General features: G+C 56.9%; 16 protein-coding genes. 6 read left to right on the top strand and 10 right to left on the bottom strand.

The features are described 5' to 3' along the window. Positions 1–139 precede the first annotated feature (139 nt). The 3 genes from copA to ybaK all read left to right on the top strand — a co-directional run bounded on the left by copA (position 140) and on the right by ybaK (position 4,021). The gene (gene copA, locus FA91_RS04320) at positions 140–2,641 is read left to right on the top strand and encodes a copper-exporting P-type ATPase CopA (RefSeq protein ID WP_034912871.1); all 2,502 of its coding nucleotides are present in this window, start codon (positions 140–142) and stop codon (positions 2,639–2,641) included. 85 nt (positions 2,642–2,726) lie between these two features. Next, complete coding sequence (locus FA91_RS04315; RefSeq protein ID WP_034912869.1) at positions 2,727–3,521, top strand: TraB/GumN family protein; 795 nt, start codon at positions 2,727–2,729, stop codon at positions 3,519–3,521. A gap of 20 nt (positions 3,522–3,541) precedes the next feature. Beyond that, positions 3,542–4,021 (top strand): Cys-tRNA(Pro)/Cys-tRNA(Cys) deacylase YbaK, encoded by a 480-nt coding sequence (ybaK, locus tag FA91_RS04310; RefSeq protein ID WP_034912867.1) that lies wholly within the window; start codon positions 3,542–3,544, stop codon positions 4,019–4,021. On the opposite strand, the gene FA91_RS04305 is transcribed toward ybaK, so the two are convergent. Beyond that, on the bottom strand, positions 4,018–4,884 hold the full coding sequence (locus tag FA91_RS04305) for a LysR family transcriptional regulator (protein ID WP_034918939.1): 867 nt from the start codon (positions 4,882–4,884) through the stop codon (positions 4,018–4,020). The genes ybaK and FA91_RS04305 overlap by 4 nt on opposite strands. An 87-nt stretch (positions 4,885–4,971) precedes the next feature. Here FA91_RS04305 and FA91_RS04300 point away from each other — a divergent pair, with 87 nt between their 5' ends. Beyond that, on the top strand, positions 4,972–5,409 hold the full coding sequence (locus FA91_RS04300) for a multidrug/biocide efflux PACE transporter (RefSeq protein WP_034912866.1): 438 nt from the start codon (positions 4,972–4,974) through the stop codon (positions 5,407–5,409). 37 nt (positions 5,410–5,446) lie between these two features. Here the strand turns inward: FA91_RS04300 and ushA are convergent, their stop codons facing one another. Continuing rightward, the gene (gene ushA, locus FA91_RS04295; RefSeq protein WP_034918936.1) at positions 5,447–7,162 is read right to left on the bottom strand and encodes a bifunctional UDP-sugar hydrolase/5'-nucleotidase UshA; all 1,716 of its coding nucleotides are present in this window, start codon (positions 7,160–7,162) and stop codon (positions 5,447–5,449) included. Positions 7,163–7,629: 467 nt separating this feature from the next. On the opposite strand from ushA, the gene ybaL reads away from it, so the two are divergent. Then, entirely contained in the window at positions 7,630–9,312 is a 1,683-nt protein-coding gene (ybaL, locus tag FA91_RS04290; RefSeq protein WP_034912863.1) for a YbaL family putative K(+) efflux transporter, read from the top strand. Between the two features lie 35 nt (positions 9,313–9,347). Here the strand turns inward: ybaL and FA91_RS04285 are convergent, their stop codons facing one another. From FA91_RS04285 to FA91_RS20925, 5 genes are all read right to left on the bottom strand, one after another. Beyond that, positions 9,348–10,652: an inosine/guanosine kinase gene (locus FA91_RS04285; RefSeq protein ID WP_034912862.1), complete on the bottom strand. Its 1,305-nt coding sequence runs from the start codon at positions 10,650–10,652 to the stop codon at positions 9,348–9,350. After that, a complete protein-coding gene (gene hemH, locus FA91_RS04280) occupies positions 10,630–11,616 on the bottom strand; it encodes a ferrochelatase (protein WP_034912859.1) in 987 nt (328 codons plus the stop codon). The genes FA91_RS04285 and hemH overlap by 23 nt, the downstream gene beginning before the upstream one ends. 114 nt (positions 11,617–11,730) lie before the next feature. Then, a complete protein-coding gene (adk, locus tag FA91_RS04275; RefSeq protein WP_034912856.1) occupies positions 11,731–12,375 on the bottom strand; it encodes an adenylate kinase in 645 nt (214 codons plus the stop codon). Between the two features lie 92 nt (positions 12,376–12,467). After that, a complete protein-coding gene (locus FA91_RS04270) occupies positions 12,468–13,370 on the bottom strand; it encodes a DMT family transporter (protein ID WP_034912854.1) in 903 nt (300 codons plus the stop codon). Beyond that, positions 13,367–13,522 (bottom strand): DUF6024 family protein, encoded by a 156-nt coding sequence (locus tag FA91_RS20925; protein ID WP_156103041.1) that lies wholly within the window; start codon positions 13,520–13,522, stop codon positions 13,367–13,369. The genes FA91_RS04270 and FA91_RS20925 overlap by 4 nt, the downstream gene beginning before the upstream one ends. A gap of 162 nt (positions 13,523–13,684) precedes the next feature. On the opposite strand from FA91_RS20925, the gene FA91_RS04265 reads away from it, so the two are divergent. After that, positions 13,685–14,560: a LysR substrate-binding domain-containing protein gene (locus FA91_RS04265; protein ID WP_034912852.1), complete on the top strand. Its 876-nt coding sequence runs from the start codon at positions 13,685–13,687 to the stop codon at positions 14,558–14,560. 44 nt (positions 14,561–14,604) lie between these two features. Here the strand turns inward: FA91_RS04265 and htpG are convergent, their stop codons facing one another. The 3 genes from htpG to FA91_RS04250 form a co-directional block, all read right to left on the bottom strand. After that, on the bottom strand, positions 14,605–16,479 hold the full coding sequence (gene htpG / locus FA91_RS04260; protein ID WP_034912849.1) for a molecular chaperone HtpG: 1,875 nt from the start codon (positions 16,477–16,479) through the stop codon (positions 14,605–14,607). 95 nt (positions 16,480–16,574) lie between these two features. Then, positions 16,575–17,180, bottom strand: a complete 606-nt coding sequence (gene recR, locus FA91_RS04255) for a recombination mediator RecR (protein WP_034912845.1) — start codon at positions 17,178–17,180, stop codon at positions 16,575–16,577. Beyond that, positions 17,180–17,509, bottom strand: a complete 330-nt coding sequence (locus FA91_RS04250; RefSeq protein WP_034912843.1) for a YbaB/EbfC family nucleoid-associated protein — start codon at positions 17,507–17,509, stop codon at positions 17,180–17,182. The genes recR and FA91_RS04250 overlap by 1 nt, the downstream gene beginning before the upstream one ends. Positions 17,510–17,547 lie beyond the last annotated feature (38 nt).

Below are 17,547 nucleotides of genomic sequence, written 5' to 3'. Positions count from 1 at the left end.
ATAATAATTATTATAGGGAACGCCGATTTTACAGCAGCGATACGGGATAAAATATTGACCTTCCCGTTGATGGAAGGTTTATTCTGTATCACTACTGTAAAATACTTTCCGGGTTACCCCGGGATTGGGAGTCCTTATCATGTCACAGACGACCCTGCTTACGCTTGATGGCCTGTCCTGCGGGCACTGCATCAGGCGCGTAAAAGAGGCGCTGGAACAGCGCGACGACGTTCAGAATGCCGAAATCACCCTGACCGAAGCCACCGTTAACGGCAGCGCCAGCACAGAAGAGCTGATCGCCACCGTCGAAGCGGCTGGCTATCATGCCGCTTTTCTTCAGCATCCTTCTCACCCAAAGCCTGAACCGCTGGCAGACTCACTATCTCAGCCGGAAGCGCTGACAGCGGCCACTCAACAGCTTCCGGCTCAGGAGAGCGAAAGCTTCCATTTACTGATTGAGGGCATGAGCTGCGCCAGCTGCGTCAGCCGGGTGCAGCATGCGCTGCAACAGGTATCGGGCGTGCGTCAGGCGCGCGTCAATCTTGCCGAGCGAAGCGCGCTGGTGATGGGAGATACTTCGCCGCATGCGCTGACGGAAGCAGTTAAAAAAGCCGGTTATGCTGCTGAAATCATCGAAGATGATGCCAGGCGTCGTGAAAAACAGCAAAAAACGGCCATGCAGGCAACGCGTCGGTTTCGCTGGCAGGCTGCGCTGGCGCTGGCAGTTGGCATCCCGCTTATGCTGTGGGGGATGATCGGCGACAATATGATGCTGACAGAAACCAACCGCAGCGGCTGGCTTGCCGTGGGGATCCTCACGTTTTTCATTATGATTGTCGCGGGCGGTCATTTTTATCGCAGCGCGGCCAGAAGCCTGCGCAACGGTACGGCGACCATGGATACGCTGGTGGCGCTGGGTACCGGCGCGGCCTGGCTCTATTCCATTATTGTTAACCTCTGGCCGGCGGTTTTCCCACTTGAGGCGCGACATCTTTATTACGAAGCCAGCGTAATGATTATCGGATTGATCAACCTGGGTCACATGCTGGAGCAGCGTGCGCGCCAGCGCTCGTCTCAGGCGCTGGAACGCCTGCTGGATCTGACGCCGCCCACTGCGCTTGTCGTCAGTGAAGCGGGCGAAAAACAGTGCAGCCTGAGCGAGGTGGTGCCCGGCATGACGCTGCGCCTGCGTACCGGCGATCGCGTGCCGGTTGATGGTGTGATCGGTCAGGGCGAAGCCCTTCTCGATGAGGCCATGCTGACCGGTGAAGCCATGCCGCAACAAAAAACGCCGGGCGATCACCTTCACGCAGGCACGGTGATCCAGGACGGCAGCGTGCTTTTTATCGCGCAGGCCGTCGGGAAAAACACCACGCTATCGCGCATTATTAACCGCGTACGCGAAGCGCAAAGCAGTAAGCCAGAAATCGGTCAGCTGGCAGACCGCATTTCGGCGGTGTTTGTGCCTGCCGTGGTCGCTATCGCGCTGCTCAGCGCGGCGGTCTGGTATATCTTCGGCCCTGCGCCGCAGGCCGTGTACACGCTGGTTATCGCCACGACCGTGCTGATTATTGCCTGCCCCTGCGCGCTGGGTCTGGCAACGCCGATGTCGATTATTGCTGGCGTGGGGCGCGCTGCGGAATTTGGCGTACTGGTACGCGATGCCGATGCGCTTCAGCGGGCCAGTACGCTCTCAACGCTGGTGTTCGATAAAACCGGCACGCTGACCGCGGGTGAGCCGCAGGTGGTTGATATTACTTTGTTTAACAATGTCAGCGAGGAACAGGCGCTACGCTGGGCGGCCGCGCTTGAACAGGGCTCACATCATCCACTGGCGCAGGCGATCCTGGCGCGTGCAGGTCAAGCCGCGCTGCCGGATACTAAGCAATTTCGTACAATACGCGGGCTGGGCGTCAGCGGTAATGTAGACGGCATTACGCTGTTGCTGGGCAGTCGTGCCCTGATGGCGCAGCAGCAAATTGACACTTCAGCGCTGGATGAGCGTCTGGCAAAACAGGCTGGTCAGGGCATAACGCCCGTGCTGCTGGCCGCTGACGGCAAGGTGGTCGCGATGTTTTCTGTGCGCGATCCGTTACGCAAGGAGAGCGTGGCCGCGCTGGCCCGTTTGCGAGAGCAGGGATATCAACTGGTCATGCTGACCGGCGATAACGCATTAACCGCCGGGGCCATTGCCCGCGAGGCCGGACTGGATGAAGTTATTGCCGGTGTTCTGCCGGAGGAAAAAGCGGACGCGATCAAGCGTCTTCAGCAGCAGGGCAGGCAGGTGGCAATGATCGGCGATGGCATCAACGATGCGCCCGCGCTGGCGCAGGCGGATGTAAGCATCGCAATGGGTAGCGGCAGCGATGTGGCGATTGAAACCGCCGCGATGACGCTGATGCGCCACGATCTCAACGCGGTGGTGGATGCGCTGGCGATCGCCAAAGCGACGCTGCGCAATATGAAGCAGAATCTTGCAGGCGCTTTTATTTATAACGTTATCGGCATTCCGCTCGCCGCTGGCGTGCTCTATCCCTTCACCGGCACGCTGCTCAGCCCGGTAGTGGCGGGCGCGGCGATGGCGCTCTCTTCAATTACCGTGGTGAGCAACGCCAATCGCCTGATACGCTTTAAGCCGTAAGCGCCCGCAGCCAGGGCCGTTTTCTCCTGTTACTCAGCCACTTAAACCGTTAGCATGACTGAATAACGGGCTGGAGACGGACACTATGGGAAAAATATTACGCATCCTCAAAGCCTTCTGGCGCGGGCAGCCACGCTATGCTTATCCGGCGCAGGATATAAACGTCGGCGACAGCGAGTTTCATCTGGTCGGCAGCATCCATATGGGTACGCAGGGCATGATGCCCTTGCCCGCCGCCCTTCAGGCGCGTCTTGCCCGCGCTGACGCGCTGATCGTGGAAGCTGACATTACATCAGGCGCTTCTCCCTTCGGCGAAAGTGAAATTTGCCCGCCGCTCAGCACGCGCTTAACAGCGGAGGAGCTGTGCCGCCTTGAACGCCTGTGCGAAACGGTGGCGATTGCGCCTGAAGCGATCGATACGCTTTCCGGATGGCAGATTGCATTGATGCTTCAGGCGCAGCAGGCGCAACGCCTTGGTCTGCGGACAGAATACGGCATTGATATGCAGCTCCTTAACGCCGCGCGCGCGCAGCAGAAGCAGGTAATTGAGCTTGAAGGCCCGGCAGCGCAGCTGGCGCTGCTTCAGGCGCTGCCCGATAACGGTCTGTCGCTGCTGCGCGATACGCTGGAGCACTGGGACACCAATGCGCGGCTGCTGCAAACCATGATGAGCTGGTGGCTGGAAAGGCCGCCTCGCGGCGCTGCCATGTTACCCAGCACCTTTAATAATGCGCTTAACGACGTGCTGATGCTTCAGCGTAATCAGCGCTGGAGTGAAATGTTACCAGCGCTGCCCGCGGGAAACTATGTCGTGGCCGTCGGCGCGCTACACCTTTATGGCGATGGCAATCTGCCTGAATTACTGAAAAATAACGGGTAAACAGCGTAAGGATCTTCACGATGACGCCAGCGGTAAAACTCCTTGAAAAAAACAGTATTCCCTTTCAGCTTCACGCGTACGAACATGACGCAAACGAAGCAAATTTTGGCGATGAGGCGGTGCGAAAATTGAACCTCAACGCCGAACAGGTTTATAAAACTCTGCTGGTTGCCCTGAACGGGGACAATAAAACGCTGGCCGTGGCGGTCACGCCGGTCGCCGGCCAGCTGGATTTAAAAAAGGTTGCCAAAGCATTTGGCGAAAAAAAAGTGGAAATGGCCGATCCGCAGATTGCCCAGCGCACCACCGGCTATTTGCTGGGCGGTATCAGTCCGCTGGGGCAGAAAAAGCGTTTACCCACCGTGATTGATGCGCCCGCGAAGGCCTTCGCCACTATTTTTGTTTCCGGCGGCAAACGCGGCCTGGATATTGAACTGTCGCCGCAGGATCTGGCCCGTCAGTTGAGCGCCCTTTTCGCCGACATCTCCCGCCGCGATTAAACCGGCTGCTGGGCCAGCAGATGATCGATCATCCAGCGACCCGCCGGGCCGGGCGGCGTGCGGCGGGACCAGGCCGCGTCAAGCGCAATGTGCTGCGGCCAGCCTTGCAGCGGTAGTTCGCGCAGCACGTGGTGCCCGAAGCGGGTAACCATCCATCGCGGCAGTATGCTCCAGCCAAACCCCTGCTCAGCCATCTCCAGCAGCAGCAGGTAGGAGGGCGCAGACCAGACCTTACCGGTTTGTCGTCGACCTTGCTCAACCCATGTATTCAGGCAGAGCTGGCGCACCGTTTTCAGTGCCGCTTCACTGATGTTCTCCTGCTGTGCCAGCGGATGCGCCTGATGCAACCAGATCGCCATTTCCGCATCTACCTGAAGCCGCGCGGTCGCAATATCGCCGGGGTAAAACGGCTGTGCGCCAATGACCGCCAGGTGCGCCCTGCCCGACTGGAGAATATCGATGGCGTCGGCATCTTCAGCGATCATGCATTCAAACTCGATATCCGGGTAGCGCTCAGCAAAGCGCGTCAACAGCCGCTCGTGATAAACCGTCTGCCAGAAATCGGATACCACCATGCTCAGGCAGGGTTCCACCTCACCCGCCAGCCGAACGGCCAGCGTATCAAGCTGCACGCTCGCCGACAGAATTTCACGTACCTGCGCCAGCGCGCGTTTGCCGTTTTCCGTCAGCAGCGGATAGCGCCCCTGGCGATCAAAAAGCGTAAAGCCCAGGTCAGCCTCCAGATTTGCCACCGCCGCGCTGATGGTGGACTGGCTTTTACGCAGCGCACGGGCCGCGGCGGAAAAAGAACCGCTTTCGACCGTCTGAACAAAGGCTTCCAGGGATTCAGGAGAGTAACGCATTAACATATCGCTTTTATCGATGGATATTCGTTTCATCTTAGCAAAAAAGTGGCAGAGAATGGCAGGCCTGACTTATCAGGAGAAATTATGCGTACCTGGAATATTAAAACGCGCGTTATTCACGCCGTTGGCTACGAGAGCGTGGCGATTTTGCTACTGGCGCCTGCTGCGGCCTGGGCTCTGGATAAGCCGCTTTTTCAAATGGGTTCCCTGGCCGTCATGCTCTCCACCGTGGCGATGATCTGGAACGTTATTTATAACGCCGGATTCGATAAACTCTTCCCCCGTGATAAGGTTACGCGCGGCCTTGCGCTGCGCGTGCTACAGGCGCTGGGCTTCGAGGGCGGATTTATCCTGATCGGTCTGCCGATTGCCGCCGCGATGCTCGGCATCTCACTGGGGCAGGCGCTGTTAATTGAGATCGCATTTTTCCTTGCTTACCTTCCTTATACCGTTTTTTATAACTGGCTTTTCGACCTGCTCCATGCGCGATGGCTTAAATATAAAATGTGCCGCTCGCAGTAAAGCAAACGGCCCTCTCCAGGAGGGCCGTTTTAACGGTTCAACGCATCGCGGTAAATATTTTTGGCAGATGCCATTTTTTATGCGGTGCAGGCTTCTCTTCCTCCTGCTGCGGTTTTTCCTGATAAACAATTTCGCCTTTCGGCTCAAATGCACTGGCATCCAGCGGTGAGTGGCTCTGAATATATTGCTTGAGCACTTCAGCATCGACAAAACCGGTGTTCACATAGCCAGGCAGTTTATCAATGGCAGGATAGCCGTCGCCACCGGTGGCGTTGAAGCTGAGCGTCGCCATGCGGTAAGTTTTTTCATCTTCAAGCGGTTTACCGTTGATCTTCACCGCGCTGACGCCCGTTCCGTCGGCCACCAGGCTGACGTTGGCGAATTGCGCATAGCCTCCTGAATCGACCTTAATATTCGCCACCACGCCCAGATATTTTTTCACCTCGCTGCCTTTCATATCGGCATAGACCACGGTGTTGCCAAACGGCTGCACTTTGAGCACGTCCTTATAGGTGATGGCGCCCGCCTCGATAGAGTCACGCACGCCGCCGCCGCTCATTACCGCAAAGTCGGCGTCGGTTCGCGCCATTTGCGCAGCCAGCAGCACGCGCGCCAGATTGGTTTGTTTGAAACGCACTTTGCTGCGATCGCCTTCAAGATGACCGTTAACGCTGCCGATCTTCACGCCCAGTTGCGCTTCACCTTTTTTCTGGAACGGCGTCAGCAGCTTCATCATCCCCGGATTTTTGGCGATCTCCTGCGTGTAGTTAATCCAGCTGCTGCTGCCATCGGCGTTTTTCACCTTATGGCGCAGGTTAATCGGTACAAGTTCATAATGCTCAAGCGTCAACTTGCCGTTGAGGAAGGTGAAATCGGCGCGGCCAATGTATTTTCCCCACTCATGCGCCTGCACAATCCAGGTGCCATTTTGCTGGTCCGGTTGGCATGGCGTGCCCGGCACATAGTCAGCCTGCTTAACGTTTGGCTTCGCCATGCAGACCGGATCCTGGGAATGCCCTCCCACAATCATATTCAGATAGCCTGCCGGCAGCGCGCGGGCCATTTCCACATCGCCAGGCGCATTGGAGCCATGCTGGCCGTTATCGTAATGCCCCATATGGGTGGCCGCGATGATGACGTCCGGCTTCTCTTTTTTCCGCAACGCCTCAACAACGGATTTGGCTTCGTCAGCAGGTTTGCGGAATTCCATATCGGTAAAGAATTCCGGGTTGCCAATTTTGGCCGTGTCGTCGGTGGTCAGGCCGATGACGGCGATTTTGAGTCCCATACGGTTAAACAATGCGTAAGGCTGGAACAGCCGTTTTCCGGTGCTTTTTTGATAGATATTGGCGGAAAGCAGCGGGAACTTGGCCCACTTTTGCTGTTGACGCAGCACCGTGAGCGGATTGTCGAACTCGTGGTTGCCAATCGCCATGGCATCATAGCCAATCAGGTTCATGCCGCGAAAGTCAGGTTCGGCGTCCTGTAAATCGGACTCCGGCACGCCGGTATTGATGTCGCCGCCGGAGAGGATCAGCACCTGCCCACCATGCGCCTGCACGTCGTAGCGGATCTGATCCATCATGGTTTTTTGTGCCGCCAGCCCATACTCGTCGTGTTCATTATTCCAGAAGCGGCCATGATGATCGTTGGTGTGCAGCACGGTGAATTTGTAAACGTGATCCTTTACCCACGCGTGCGCTGCCGCCGGAACGCTGAGCGCAATCACCAAAACCAGCGACATTTTTTTCATCAAAAACACGGTAAATCTCCTTGTTAATAAAACGACAGAGCGAAAAGCATGACTGAAATTTAACACTATTCTCTGAATTTTATTGTGACACTTCGGCGATTATGATGCAGGATTATCTGACGAGAGTATAAAAGAAGCGCTTTTGACCTCGCTGTTTCTGCTTTAAGTGCTTCATTTGTACCAAATCCTCCCTTACAAGGCCTGACCTGACATACTTACCGTTTTACTGTCTGCCCGCAGTGAAAATCTACCGTTCGCCCTGTGGATAATTGCTCTTCGTGCCCTGCCTTTCACTGGCGTCATCAAGCCTGCCTGCCGATAAGATCGAAAAATCCCTTTCCCGATCGTTTCTTCGTTCATTGATTGTTTTTTTAACTTTTTAGCCGTTTAAGTCAAGCGCCGCTGGCGAATATGCCTTACACTAAATAATTACAATCAGACACATTTGCATACACAAGGAGACAAGCATGCATCACACCACTCCGCTTATCACCACTATTGTTGGAGGGCTGGTTCTTGCCTTTCTCCTTGGCATGATCGCCAACCGTCTCAGGATATCGCCGCTGGTGGGATATCTGATGGCCGGCGTGCTGGCGGGCCCGTTTACCCCCGGCTTTGTCGCTGATACTAACCTGGCGCCGGAACTGGCTGAGTTAGGCGTGATTTTGCTGATGTTTGGCGTTGGCCTGCACTTCTCCCTGAAGGATTTGATGGCGGTAAAGACGATTGCCATTCCCGGCGCAATTGCGCAGATCGCCGTGGCGACGCTGCTGGGAATGGGGCTTTCGGCCGCGATGGGCTGGCCCTGGCTGACCGGGCTGGTGTTTGGGCTGTGTCTTTCAACCGCCAGTACGGTGGTGCTGCTGCGCGCCCTTGAGGAACGCCAGTTAATTGACAGCCAGCGCGGACAGATTGCCATTGGCTGGCTGATTGTCGAAGACCTGGTGATGGTACTGGCGCTGGTACTGCTGCCCGCCATTGCCGGGATGTTTGAAGAGGGCAACGCCAGCCCGGGTCTTATCCTGTTCGATCTGCTGATCACCATTGGTAAGGTGGCGGCCTTTATGGTGCTGATGATGGTGGTGGGCCGTCGCGTCGTGCCGTGGATTCTGGCACGCAGCGCCGCGACCGGCTCCCGTGAACTCTTTACCCTTGCCGTGCTTGCTCTGGCGCTGGGCATTGCGTTTGGCGCGGTAGAATTTTTTGATGTTTCCTTTGCGCTCGGCGCGTTTTTTGCCGGTATGGTGCTGAACGAATCTGAACTGAGCCATCGCGCCGCGCACGACACGCTGCCGCTTCGCGATGCGTTTGCCGTGCTGTTTTTCGTGTCGGTGGGCATGCTTTTTGACCCGATGGTGCTGGTAAACGAGCCGCTGGCGGTGATGGGCGTACTGGCCATTATTGTTGTCGGCAAATCCCTTGCCGCGCTGCTGCTGGTGCGCCTGTTTGGCCATTCAAAACGCACCGCGCTGACCATTTCGGTGAGCCTGGCGCAGATCGGCGAATTCGCATTTATTCTTGCCGGGCTGGGGATCTCGCTGAAGCTGCTGCCTGATGAAGGACGAAACCTGGTGCTGGCGGGTGCGATCCTCTCGATTATGCTCAATCCCATTCTGTTTGCCGTGCTCCAGCGCTATCTTGATAAGACCGAAACCATTGAAGAGCAGACACTGGAAGAGGCGATCGAAGAAGAGAAGCAGATCCCGGTTGATATCTGCGGACATGCTGTGGTGGTAGGTTACGGGCGCGTCGGCAGCCTGTTGGGCAAGAAACTGCTTGAGCAGGGCGTGCCGATTGTGGTGGTCGAGAACAGCCGAAGCCGCGTCGAGGCGCTGCGGGAACAGGGCATTAAGGCGGTTTTAGGTAACGCTGCACGACCAGAAATCATGGAGCTGGCCTGCCTGAACTGCGCGCGCTGGTTGCTGCTGACCATCCCGAACGGCTATGAAGCCGGTGAAGTGGTGATCGCCGCACGCGAAAAATACCCCACCATCGAGATTATTGCCCGCGCGCACTATGACGATGAAGTTGACTACATTACCGAGCGTGGCGCCAACGGGGTGGTGATGGGCGAACGTGAAATTGCCAGCAGTATGCTGACGCTGATGAAGGTGGATGCGACGTACGATCCGCAGCAGTGCCCCATCTGACGGTTCCGTCCCCCGCCGGGGGACGGACTCTCCTGTTACCTTTCCCAGTAAGACTCTTCCAGGCTGTCTTCCCGCTCCGGCAGGCCGCGCGTCAGGCGCGGCGAATGCTGGTTGAGCACCTGATAGCTGACGCGATTGGCGTACTTGCACACCTGCGCCAGCGATGAGTAGGTCAGATAGTTACGCCCATGCTTGCTCGAATTCGGCACGTTCGAGCGGTGATAGTTGTTGGCGGTGATATCGTGGAGCAGTGCCGCCAGTGCACCGTCGCCTGCGCCGTTGGTATTCATAATTTTCTCCGGGCCGCCCATATAGGGCGCGATATGGGAGAAAATACGCAGCGGCTGCTGACAATCCTGATGGCGCATGGCGCGGCTGAACTCATACTGATTGAATTCCGGGATCGCGCCGGGCAACAGCGGATGCTGCGTTTTCCGTTTCCCCTCTTCTTCGGTGAAACCCGCCATATAAAGGCCATTCGGCCCGGCGGTGCACAACACCAGATCCACCCAGTCCAGCGCAATGTTCGCCGCCTGAAGCGGATCGCTGAGGCCGGTGAGCGCCTCCGCCTCCTCTTCGTTCATTGCCACAACGGAGACGTGCTCGCGCAGAAACTCGCGCCAGAAGCCCGGATTATCGCCGATCACGTATTTCGTGCCGAGCGTCAGCACCACCGGCACGTTATATTTTTTCGCCCAGGCGATGGCCTGCATAGTGGCGTCCGGCATCGGCTCGCCCGGCTTGCAGCGCACCAGATAGGAAGTCAGTACCAGCGCCGATGCGCCGGCAATCACCTCTTCAGGAATGCTTTCACGTCGGAGCTGGTTCATCATTCCCGGACTGATCGCAAAGGTACGTTCGCCTTGTTCGCCAATCAGCGTAAAACAGCGCCCTATCGCGCCCTCAACGCCCTGAAGGTAGTTCAGATCGGTACGGCTGGAGGTGTTGCAGAGATAGCGGTAGGCGTAGCCACCGATCTGCACGTTGCTGCACATCACGCCCAGCAGCACGGAGCGATCGTCCGCCAGCACCGAGTAGTTGTGCAGCGTATTGCCAATGGTGCCGCCCGCGAACTGATGCGTAATCAGTTTCTCCCGCGTCAGTTCGGCGTAAAGCGCTTCCGCCACGTCGTCTTCAATCACCAGCGAATGCCCCGGACTGAGTCCGTAACGGGCAATAAACGCGTCGTCCACTTTGGCTTCAATATCCACCAGCGTCTGATCGATGCCAACAATCCAGCTGTTCGCCACTTCACTTTCGGGCAGGGCCTGCTTGAGCAGCGGATCGCGCGCGCTGACCGGAAAATAGTGCTTTGACTTACGCTTGCCGGGAAATTTCATACTGCTTTCTCTGATCGTTTACCAGGTCGACCATCATGTCGATATGCAGCGCGTCGTCATTGAGCGCCGGAATATATTCAAATTTCGTGCCGCCCGCATGCAGGAAGAACTCGCGGTTCTGCTCGCTGATCTCTTCCAGCGTTTCCAGGCAGTCGGCCGAAAAGCCAGGGCTCATAATCTGTACGTGTTTAATGCCTTTCGACGGCAGCGACTTCATGGTTTCATCGGTGTAAGGTGTCAGCCAGGGCTCACGGCCAAAGCGCGACTGGAAGGTCAGCATCGCCTGCTCGCTGTTCAGCCCCAGCGACGCCTTCAGCGCTTCGCTGGTGTCAAAGCAACGCTGTGGGTAGTCGTCACCTTCGTTGGCGAAACGTTGCGGAATGCCGTGAAACGACATGACCAGCAGGTCGGGCCGGCCGTGCGTGGCGAAAGAGCGCTCAACCGACGCCTTCAGCGCAGCGATATAAGTCGGATGTTCCGCATAATCGCGAATAAAATGCACCGACGGCAGACTGCGATAGCCTGCAAAGACAGCGGTAATCCCATCCCAGACGGCGCCGACGGTTGAGCAGGAAAACTGTGGATAAAGCGGCAGCACAATAAGACGGGTGACGCCCTGCACCATCAGTTCGTCGATGGCGCTCTTCAGGCTTGGCTTACCGTAGCTCATTCCCAACGCCACAGGCATGTCGAGTTTTGCCGCCAGCGCGTCACGCTGCCGTTTGCTGTAGACCATCAGCGGCGATCCTTCGTCCATCCAGACAGAGGCGTACAGCTTCGCCACGCGCGGGGAACGAATCGGTAAGATCGCGCCGTTCAGAACAGGCCACCACAGCCAGCGCGGCGTATCAACAACGCGTTTATCACTAAGAAACTGTTTCAGGTAGCGCTTCACGGCAGGCGTGGTCGGCGCTTCAGGTGTGCCAAGGTTAACCAATAGTACGCCAGGAGTATCTTGCCTCATCATCATTCCTTAGTCGGCAAAAGCAGGGATAAAACGAAAACTATTCTAGCGGAAAATGGCGGGGGAAAAACCTGTTGCAGCAACAGGGCCGGTCAACTGCCGGCCCTGTTAAGATTAACCGAGGATTTTAGCCAGCTCGGCGCTGACTTCGGACACGTTGCGGGTGCCGTCGATTTTGTGATACGCCGTGTTGCCCGCATCGGCTTCTTTGCGGTAGTAGCTGATCAGCGGCGCGGTCATCTCATGGTATTCCACCAGACGCTTACGCACGGTTTCTTCCTGATCGTCTTTGCGCGTGGTCAGCGCTTCGCCGGTGACGTCGTCTTTGCCCTCTTCCTTCGGTGGATTGAAGGTGACGTGATACACGCGGCCTGATGGCGCATGGACGCGACGGCCCACGATACGCTCAACGATCAGCGCGTCCGGCACGTCGAACTCCAGCACGTTATCCACTTTAATGCCCGCTTCCTTCATCGCATCCGCCTGAGGAATGGTGCGCGGAAAGCCGTCCAGCAGAAAACCGTTGCGGCAGTCGTCCTGAGCAATACGCTCTTTTACCAGCGCAATCACCAGTTCGTCGGTCACCAGTTTACCGGCATCCATGATCTCTTTGGCTTGTTTACCCAGATCGCTGCCGGCCTTAACGGCCGCACGCAGCATGTCGCCCGTGGAGATTTGCGGAATACCGTATTTCTCCATAATAAACTGAGCCTGAGTCCCCTTACCTGCACCCGGTGCACCGAGCAGAATAATACGCATTGCGTAAATCCCCTTGCGAATTGCTTAAATGTTCAATTTGTCGAGGCCACGAACATACCATCATGGCCCTTTATCCACAAGGAATGCGGCGGTTATCCGGCATCCGCATAGCGCGAAAGCGAAACCTGACGGCGCGCGTAGAGCGTTTGCGAAACCACGGCGACAATAATGATCGCCCCGCCGATAACTGCCTGTATTGTAGGCATCTCATCCATGAAAATGGCCATCCATAGCGGCCCCAGCGCCGTTTCCAGCAGCAAAAACAGGCCGGCGTTAGCCGGTGAGACAAAACGCGTTGATAACGCGATTAACCCCATAGCCAGCGGCATGATCAGCATGCCTTCCGCCAGCGACCAGCCATACTGCGCCATCGAGAGCATTTTCAGATTTTGTAGCAGGTCGTCTCCCGACCACACCAGGATCACCAGCGAGGCAACCAGCCCGCCCAGCGACGGCAGACCAATCGTGCCGCCAGAGACGCGCGAGGTGAAGATAAAGGCCAGCGCCATCGACACCGCCGTGGCCAGCGCGAAGACGTTAGCAAGCGCGTCCTGCCCGGCGGCGCGGCCCGACATCACCACGATCACGCCAATAATTCCCGCCAGCGCGGCAATCATCACGCTTCGCTCGCTTTTCATGTTGAAAAACAGGCGCGAAATCACCGCAGAAATGAACGGCGTGGAGGAGATAATCACCAGCACCGTTGCCACGTTGCCGCGATTCAGCGCATTGACAAAGCAGGCCGACGACACGGCGAAGAACAGCGTCGACAACGCATTATCGCGCGTCAGCCACGGTTTACCAATCGCAGAGCGGCTTCCGCGCCACAGCGTCCGCACCAGCAGACAAACAGCCCACATAAATAAGCCGCGCAGCATCACAATGGTCCATGAATTTTCGATGTTCATCAGGCGAATAAACACGGAATCAAGGCTGAGGATCAAACCGCCCAGCATGCCAATAACATTGCCGTTGATCGATGACGTGCGTTTCATTGTTGCTCCCATAGCTTACTGATTTCCTTTTCAATAGTGGCGGTCATGTCCACCGGCTTTTTACCATCGCCGCGCGCCCAGCAGGAGAGTCTTATCGTTCTGGCGTGAGGAAAGTAGCTGGCGCCGGCTGCCTTCACGGTGCTGTTAAACATAAACGCGTTCAATTTGAGGAGAAATGCGGCTAACAGGAGGGTAAAACGCCATTACCGTGATAAGAGTTTTCCCCTCTTCGTAATCAGATTAGGGAAAAGACGCTGGACTTTGAAATGATATAAACAGACACTGGCTGTTAGTTTTTCTCACAGAGAATACTTATGCCCGGCCTTCCTTCCCTGCGCGCCCTGCGCTATTTCCACAAGGCAGCGCTGCACCAAAATTTCAGTCTTGCCGCCCAATCGCTGAACGTCACGCACAGCGCGGTCAGCCATCAGATCAAGCAACTGGAGGAGTGGCTGGGCAAGCCTCTCTTTTTACGCGCTAACGGGCGGGTGCAGCTCACCTCTGACGGTGAGCGGCTGAAGGTGTGCTGTATGCAGGCTTTCCGCGATATTGAGACCACCTGTGAGAAGATTCGCGCGCGTAACGCCAACAGCCTGACCATCTCCTGCGCGCCCAGCTTTCTGGCGCAGTGGCTGATCCCCCGCATAGGACGCTTCTCCGAACGTCATAAAGATATTGCGTTGACTTTTCAAACACATGGCGACATTGAGCGTATACGCAGCGAACAGTCGGATGTGCTGATCCTCAGTCACGAGCAGCCGGTGCAGGAAGATATCGCCGCCACGCTGATCACCGTGGATTACATTGGCCCGGTTTGCGCGCCGATGTTCAGCAACCGTTTTACCTACGCAACCGATTTTTCCACCCTGCCGCTGCTGCATGCCGATACCAAACTGCACGCCTGGGCGGAGTGGGCCAAAAAGACCGGCGCGCGCGGTGATTTTTGGGCGGGCAAGCATTTTGATAACCTGACGCTGGCTATTCAGGCAGCGCGAAACGGGCTCGGTATTATTATGACGCCGCAAATTCTGGTTAAGAAAGAGATCCGGGAAGGCACGCTGATTGCGCCGTTAGGCTTTGCCGAAGTGGACAGAGCGACATGGATGATGGTGAAAGCATCGCGGAAAGAAGAAGCGGAGATTGACCTGTTTCGCCGCTGGCTGCTGGAAGAGGCGGCCATGACCGGCTGAAAAGAAAAACGGGACGAAAGGTATCGTCCCGCCTGTTTAACGCATCAGCCCAGCAGCAGCTGATTCATACGACGAATAAACTGATTGGGATCGTCAAGCGTGCCGCGCTCGGCAAACATCGCCTGATCCAGCAGCAGCTCCACCCATTCCGCAAAGCGCGCGTCGTCCTGCGTATCGGCCGCGCGTTTTACCAGGGCATGTTCCGGGTTGATTTCAAACAGATATTTCACCTCCGGCACCGGCTGACCGGCGGCCGCGAACAACTTCGCCATCTGCGTGCCCATATCGTTGGCGTCGGTGGTGACGATGGCAGGCGTATCGGTCAGGCGATGCGTCAGGCGCACCTCTTTCACGCGCTCGCCCAGCAGCGTTTTCACGCGCTCCACAAACGGTTCCAGCGCCTTTTCCGCTTCTTTCTGCTCGTCGCTCTCTTCGTCAGCCAGCTTGCTCAACGCGTCGTCGGCCTTGCTGACCGACTGGAATGCTTTGCCGTCAAATTCTGTCAGGTAGCTCATCATCCATTCGTCGATGCGATCGGAGAGCAGCAGCACCTCAATGCCTTTTTTGCGGAACAGTTCCAGATGCGGGCTGCTTTTCGCGGCGGCATAGCTGTCGGCGGTGATGTAGAAGATTTTCTCCTGCCCTTCCACCATGCGGCTGACATAATCTTCCAGCGAGACGGTTTGCGCAGCGCCTTCGCTGCTGGTGGTGGCGAAGCGCAGCAGTCTGGCAATGCTTTCGCCATTGGCGCTGTCTTCCGCCGGGCCTTCTTTCAGTACCAGACCGAACTGCTGCCAGAACTGCTGATATTTCTCTTCATCATCTTTTGCCACCTTCTCCAGCATCTGCAATGCGCGTTTGCTCAGCGCGTTACGCAGGTTCTGGGTGATGCGGCTGTCCTGCAAAATTTCGCGCGATACGTTGAGCGGCAGATCGCTGGAGTCAATCAGGCCGCGCACGAAGCGCAGATAGTTCGGCATAAACTGCTCGGCGTCATCCATGATGAACACGCGCTGAACATAGAGTTTCAGGCCGTGCTTGTGGTCGCGGTTCCACATATCCCACGGCGCCTGCGTCGGGATATAAAGCAGGCTGGTGTACTCCTGCTTACCTTCAACCCGGTTGTGGCTCCAGGTAAGCGGATCGGCGAAGTCGTGCGACACATGCTTATAAAACTCTTTGTATTCGTCGTCGCTGATGTCAGATTTGTTTCGCGTCCACAGCGCCTGGGCTTTGTTAATCTTCTCCCAGCTGGTGGTGTCGTCTTCTTCGTTATGAGTCTCAATCTCTACCGGCAGCGCGATGTGGTCGGAATATTTGCTGATAATGCTGCGCACGCGCCAGGCATCAAGAAACTCGTCCTCGCCTTCACGCAGATGCAGGGTGATCTCGGTGCCGCGGTCGGCTTTAGAAATATCCGCAACGGTATATTCGCCTTCACCGGCGGATTCCCAGAACACCGCGTCGTCGGCGCTGGCGCCCGCCGCGCGCGTGCGGACGGAAACCTTATCAGCCACGATGAACGCCGAATAAAACCCGACGCCGAACTGGCCAATAAGCTGGCTGTCTTTCGCCTGGTCGGAGCCGAGCGTTTCAAGGAAAGATTTGGTGCCGGATTTGGCAATGGTGCCCAGATTTTCAATGACTTCGTCACGCGTCATGCCGATGCCATTATCGCTCAGCGTCAGCGTGCGCTTTTCCTTATCGACCGAAACCCGTACCCGCAGATCGCCGTCGCCTTCATAGAGATCCGGCGTGGAGAGCGCGCGAAAGCGCAGCTTGTCGGCGGCATCGGAGGCGTTGGAGATCAGCTCACGCAGGAAAATTTCTTTATTTGAGTAGAGGGAATGGATCATCAGGTGCAGAAGCTGTTTAACCTCTGACTGGAAGCCACGCGTCTCTTGTCCTTTCATAGTCATTGCTACCTCAGCTAACGATTGGTCTGTGTTGTGAAGTGAGGTGGGGGCAATATGAAGGATTTCAAGACGGCACGACAAATCGTGCCGTTAAGTCATTAAAAACGGATCTTTTGACGGCCTGCCAGCGAGTGGGACAGCGTGGTGCCGTCGACCATATCCAGTTCGCCGCCCATCGGAACGCCGTGGGCGATCCGGCTGGCATCAACGCCGTACTGACCGCACAGTTCTGCGATATAGTTCGCCGTGGCTTCCCCTTCCACCGTTGGGTTGGTGGCAAGGATCACTTCCTGGATGGCTTCGCCGGCAAGGCGCTGTTCCAGACGATCCAGACCGATATCGTTGGGCCCGATGCCGTCAAGCGGCGAGAGGTGCCCCATCAGCACAAAGTAGCGGCCGGCGAACTGCCCGGTTTGCTCGATGGCGTGAATATCGGCCGGACTCTCCACCACGCAGATCAGCCCGGTTTGCTGACGGCGCGCGCTGGCGCAAATGGTACACACCTCCTGCTCTGTGAAGGTGCGGCAGTCGCGGCAGTGGCCGATCTCGGACATCGCGCGCGTCAGCGCCTGCGCCAGACGCATACCGCCGCTGCGGTCGCGCTGTAACAGCTGAAACGCCATGCGCTGCGCCGATTTCGGGCCAACGCCCGGCAGACAGCGCAGCGACTCCATCAGGCTTTCCAGAAGCGGGCTGGTTTGCATCAGAACGGCATCTTGAAGCCGGGTGGAAGCTGCATGCCGTTGGAAACGGCGGCCATTTTATCTTTCTGCTCTTCAGCAATGCGGCGCGCGGCATCATTGAATGCGGCGGCGACCAGATCTTCCAGCATCTCTTTGTCGTCTTCCATCAGGCTCGGGTCGATCTCTACGCGACGGCAGTTGTGTGCGCCATTAATGGTCACTTTTACCATGCCCGCGCCCGATTCACCGGTCACTTCCAGCGCGGCGATCTCTTCCTGAACCTGCGCCATTTTGTCCTGCATCTGCTGGGCCTGCTTCATCAGGTTGCCCAATCCGCCTTTTCCAAACATAGTTTTCTCTCACATCAGGCTGCGTTGACGCCGAAGCG

Origin of the sequence: Erwinia sp. 9145, assembly GCF_000745075.1 — a bacterium.
Taxonomy (GTDB): domain Bacteria; phylum Pseudomonadota; class Gammaproteobacteria; order Enterobacterales; family Enterobacteriaceae; genus Erwinia; species Erwinia oleae.
Note: the sequence above shows the minus strand (reverse complement) of the source record. Positions and strands in the feature narration are given on the sequence as shown.

Coding starts and splice junctions, on each gene's coding strand:
- copA (WP_034912871.1), top strand. CDS start 140: ATGTCACAGACGACCCTGCTTACGCTTGATGGCCTGTCCTGCGGGCAC.
- FA91_RS04315 (WP_034912869.1), top strand. CDS start 2,727: ATGGGAAAAATATTACGCATCCTCAAAGCCTTCTGGCGCGGGCAGCCA.
- ybaK (WP_034912867.1), top strand. CDS start 3,542: ATGACGCCAGCGGTAAAACTCCTTGAAAAAAACAGTATTCCCTTTCAG.
- FA91_RS04305 (WP_034918939.1), bottom strand. CDS start 4,884: ATGCGTTACTCTCCTGAATCCCTGGAAGCCTTTGTTCAGACGGTCGAA.
- FA91_RS04300 (WP_034912866.1), top strand. CDS start 4,972: ATGCGTACCTGGAATATTAAAACGCGCGTTATTCACGCCGTTGGCTAC.
- ushA (WP_034918936.1), bottom strand. CDS start 7,162: ATGAAAAAAATGTCGCTGGTTTTGGTGATTGCGCTCAGCGTTCCGGCG.
- ybaL (WP_034912863.1), top strand. CDS start 7,630: ATGCATCACACCACTCCGCTTATCACCACTATTGTTGGAGGGCTGGTT.
- FA91_RS04285 (WP_034912862.1), bottom strand. CDS start 10,652: ATGAAATTTCCCGGCAAGCGTAAGTCAAAGCACTATTTTCCGGTCAGC.
- hemH (WP_034912859.1), bottom strand. CDS start 11,616: ATGAGGCAAGATACTCCTGGCGTACTATTGGTTAACCTTGGCACACCT.
- adk (WP_034912856.1), bottom strand. CDS start 12,375: ATGCGTATTATTCTGCTCGGTGCACCGGGTGCAGGTAAGGGGACTCAG.
- FA91_RS04270 (WP_034912854.1), bottom strand. CDS start 13,370: ATGAAACGCACGTCATCGATCAACGGCAATGTTATTGGCATGCTGGGC.
- FA91_RS20925 (WP_156103041.1), bottom strand. CDS start 13,522: ATGTTTAACAGCACCGTGAAGGCAGCCGGCGCCAGCTACTTTCCTCAC.
- FA91_RS04265 (WP_034912852.1), top strand. CDS start 13,685: ATGCCCGGCCTTCCTTCCCTGCGCGCCCTGCGCTATTTCCACAAGGCA.
- htpG (WP_034912849.1), bottom strand. CDS start 16,479: ATGACTATGAAAGGACAAGAGACGCGTGGCTTCCAGTCAGAGGTTAAA.
- recR (WP_034912845.1), bottom strand. CDS start 17,180: ATGCAAACCAGCCCGCTTCTGGAAAGCCTGATGGAGTCGCTGCGCTGT.
- FA91_RS04250 (WP_034912843.1), bottom strand. CDS start 17,509: ATGTTTGGAAAAGGCGGATTGGGCAACCTGATGAAGCAGGCCCAGCAG.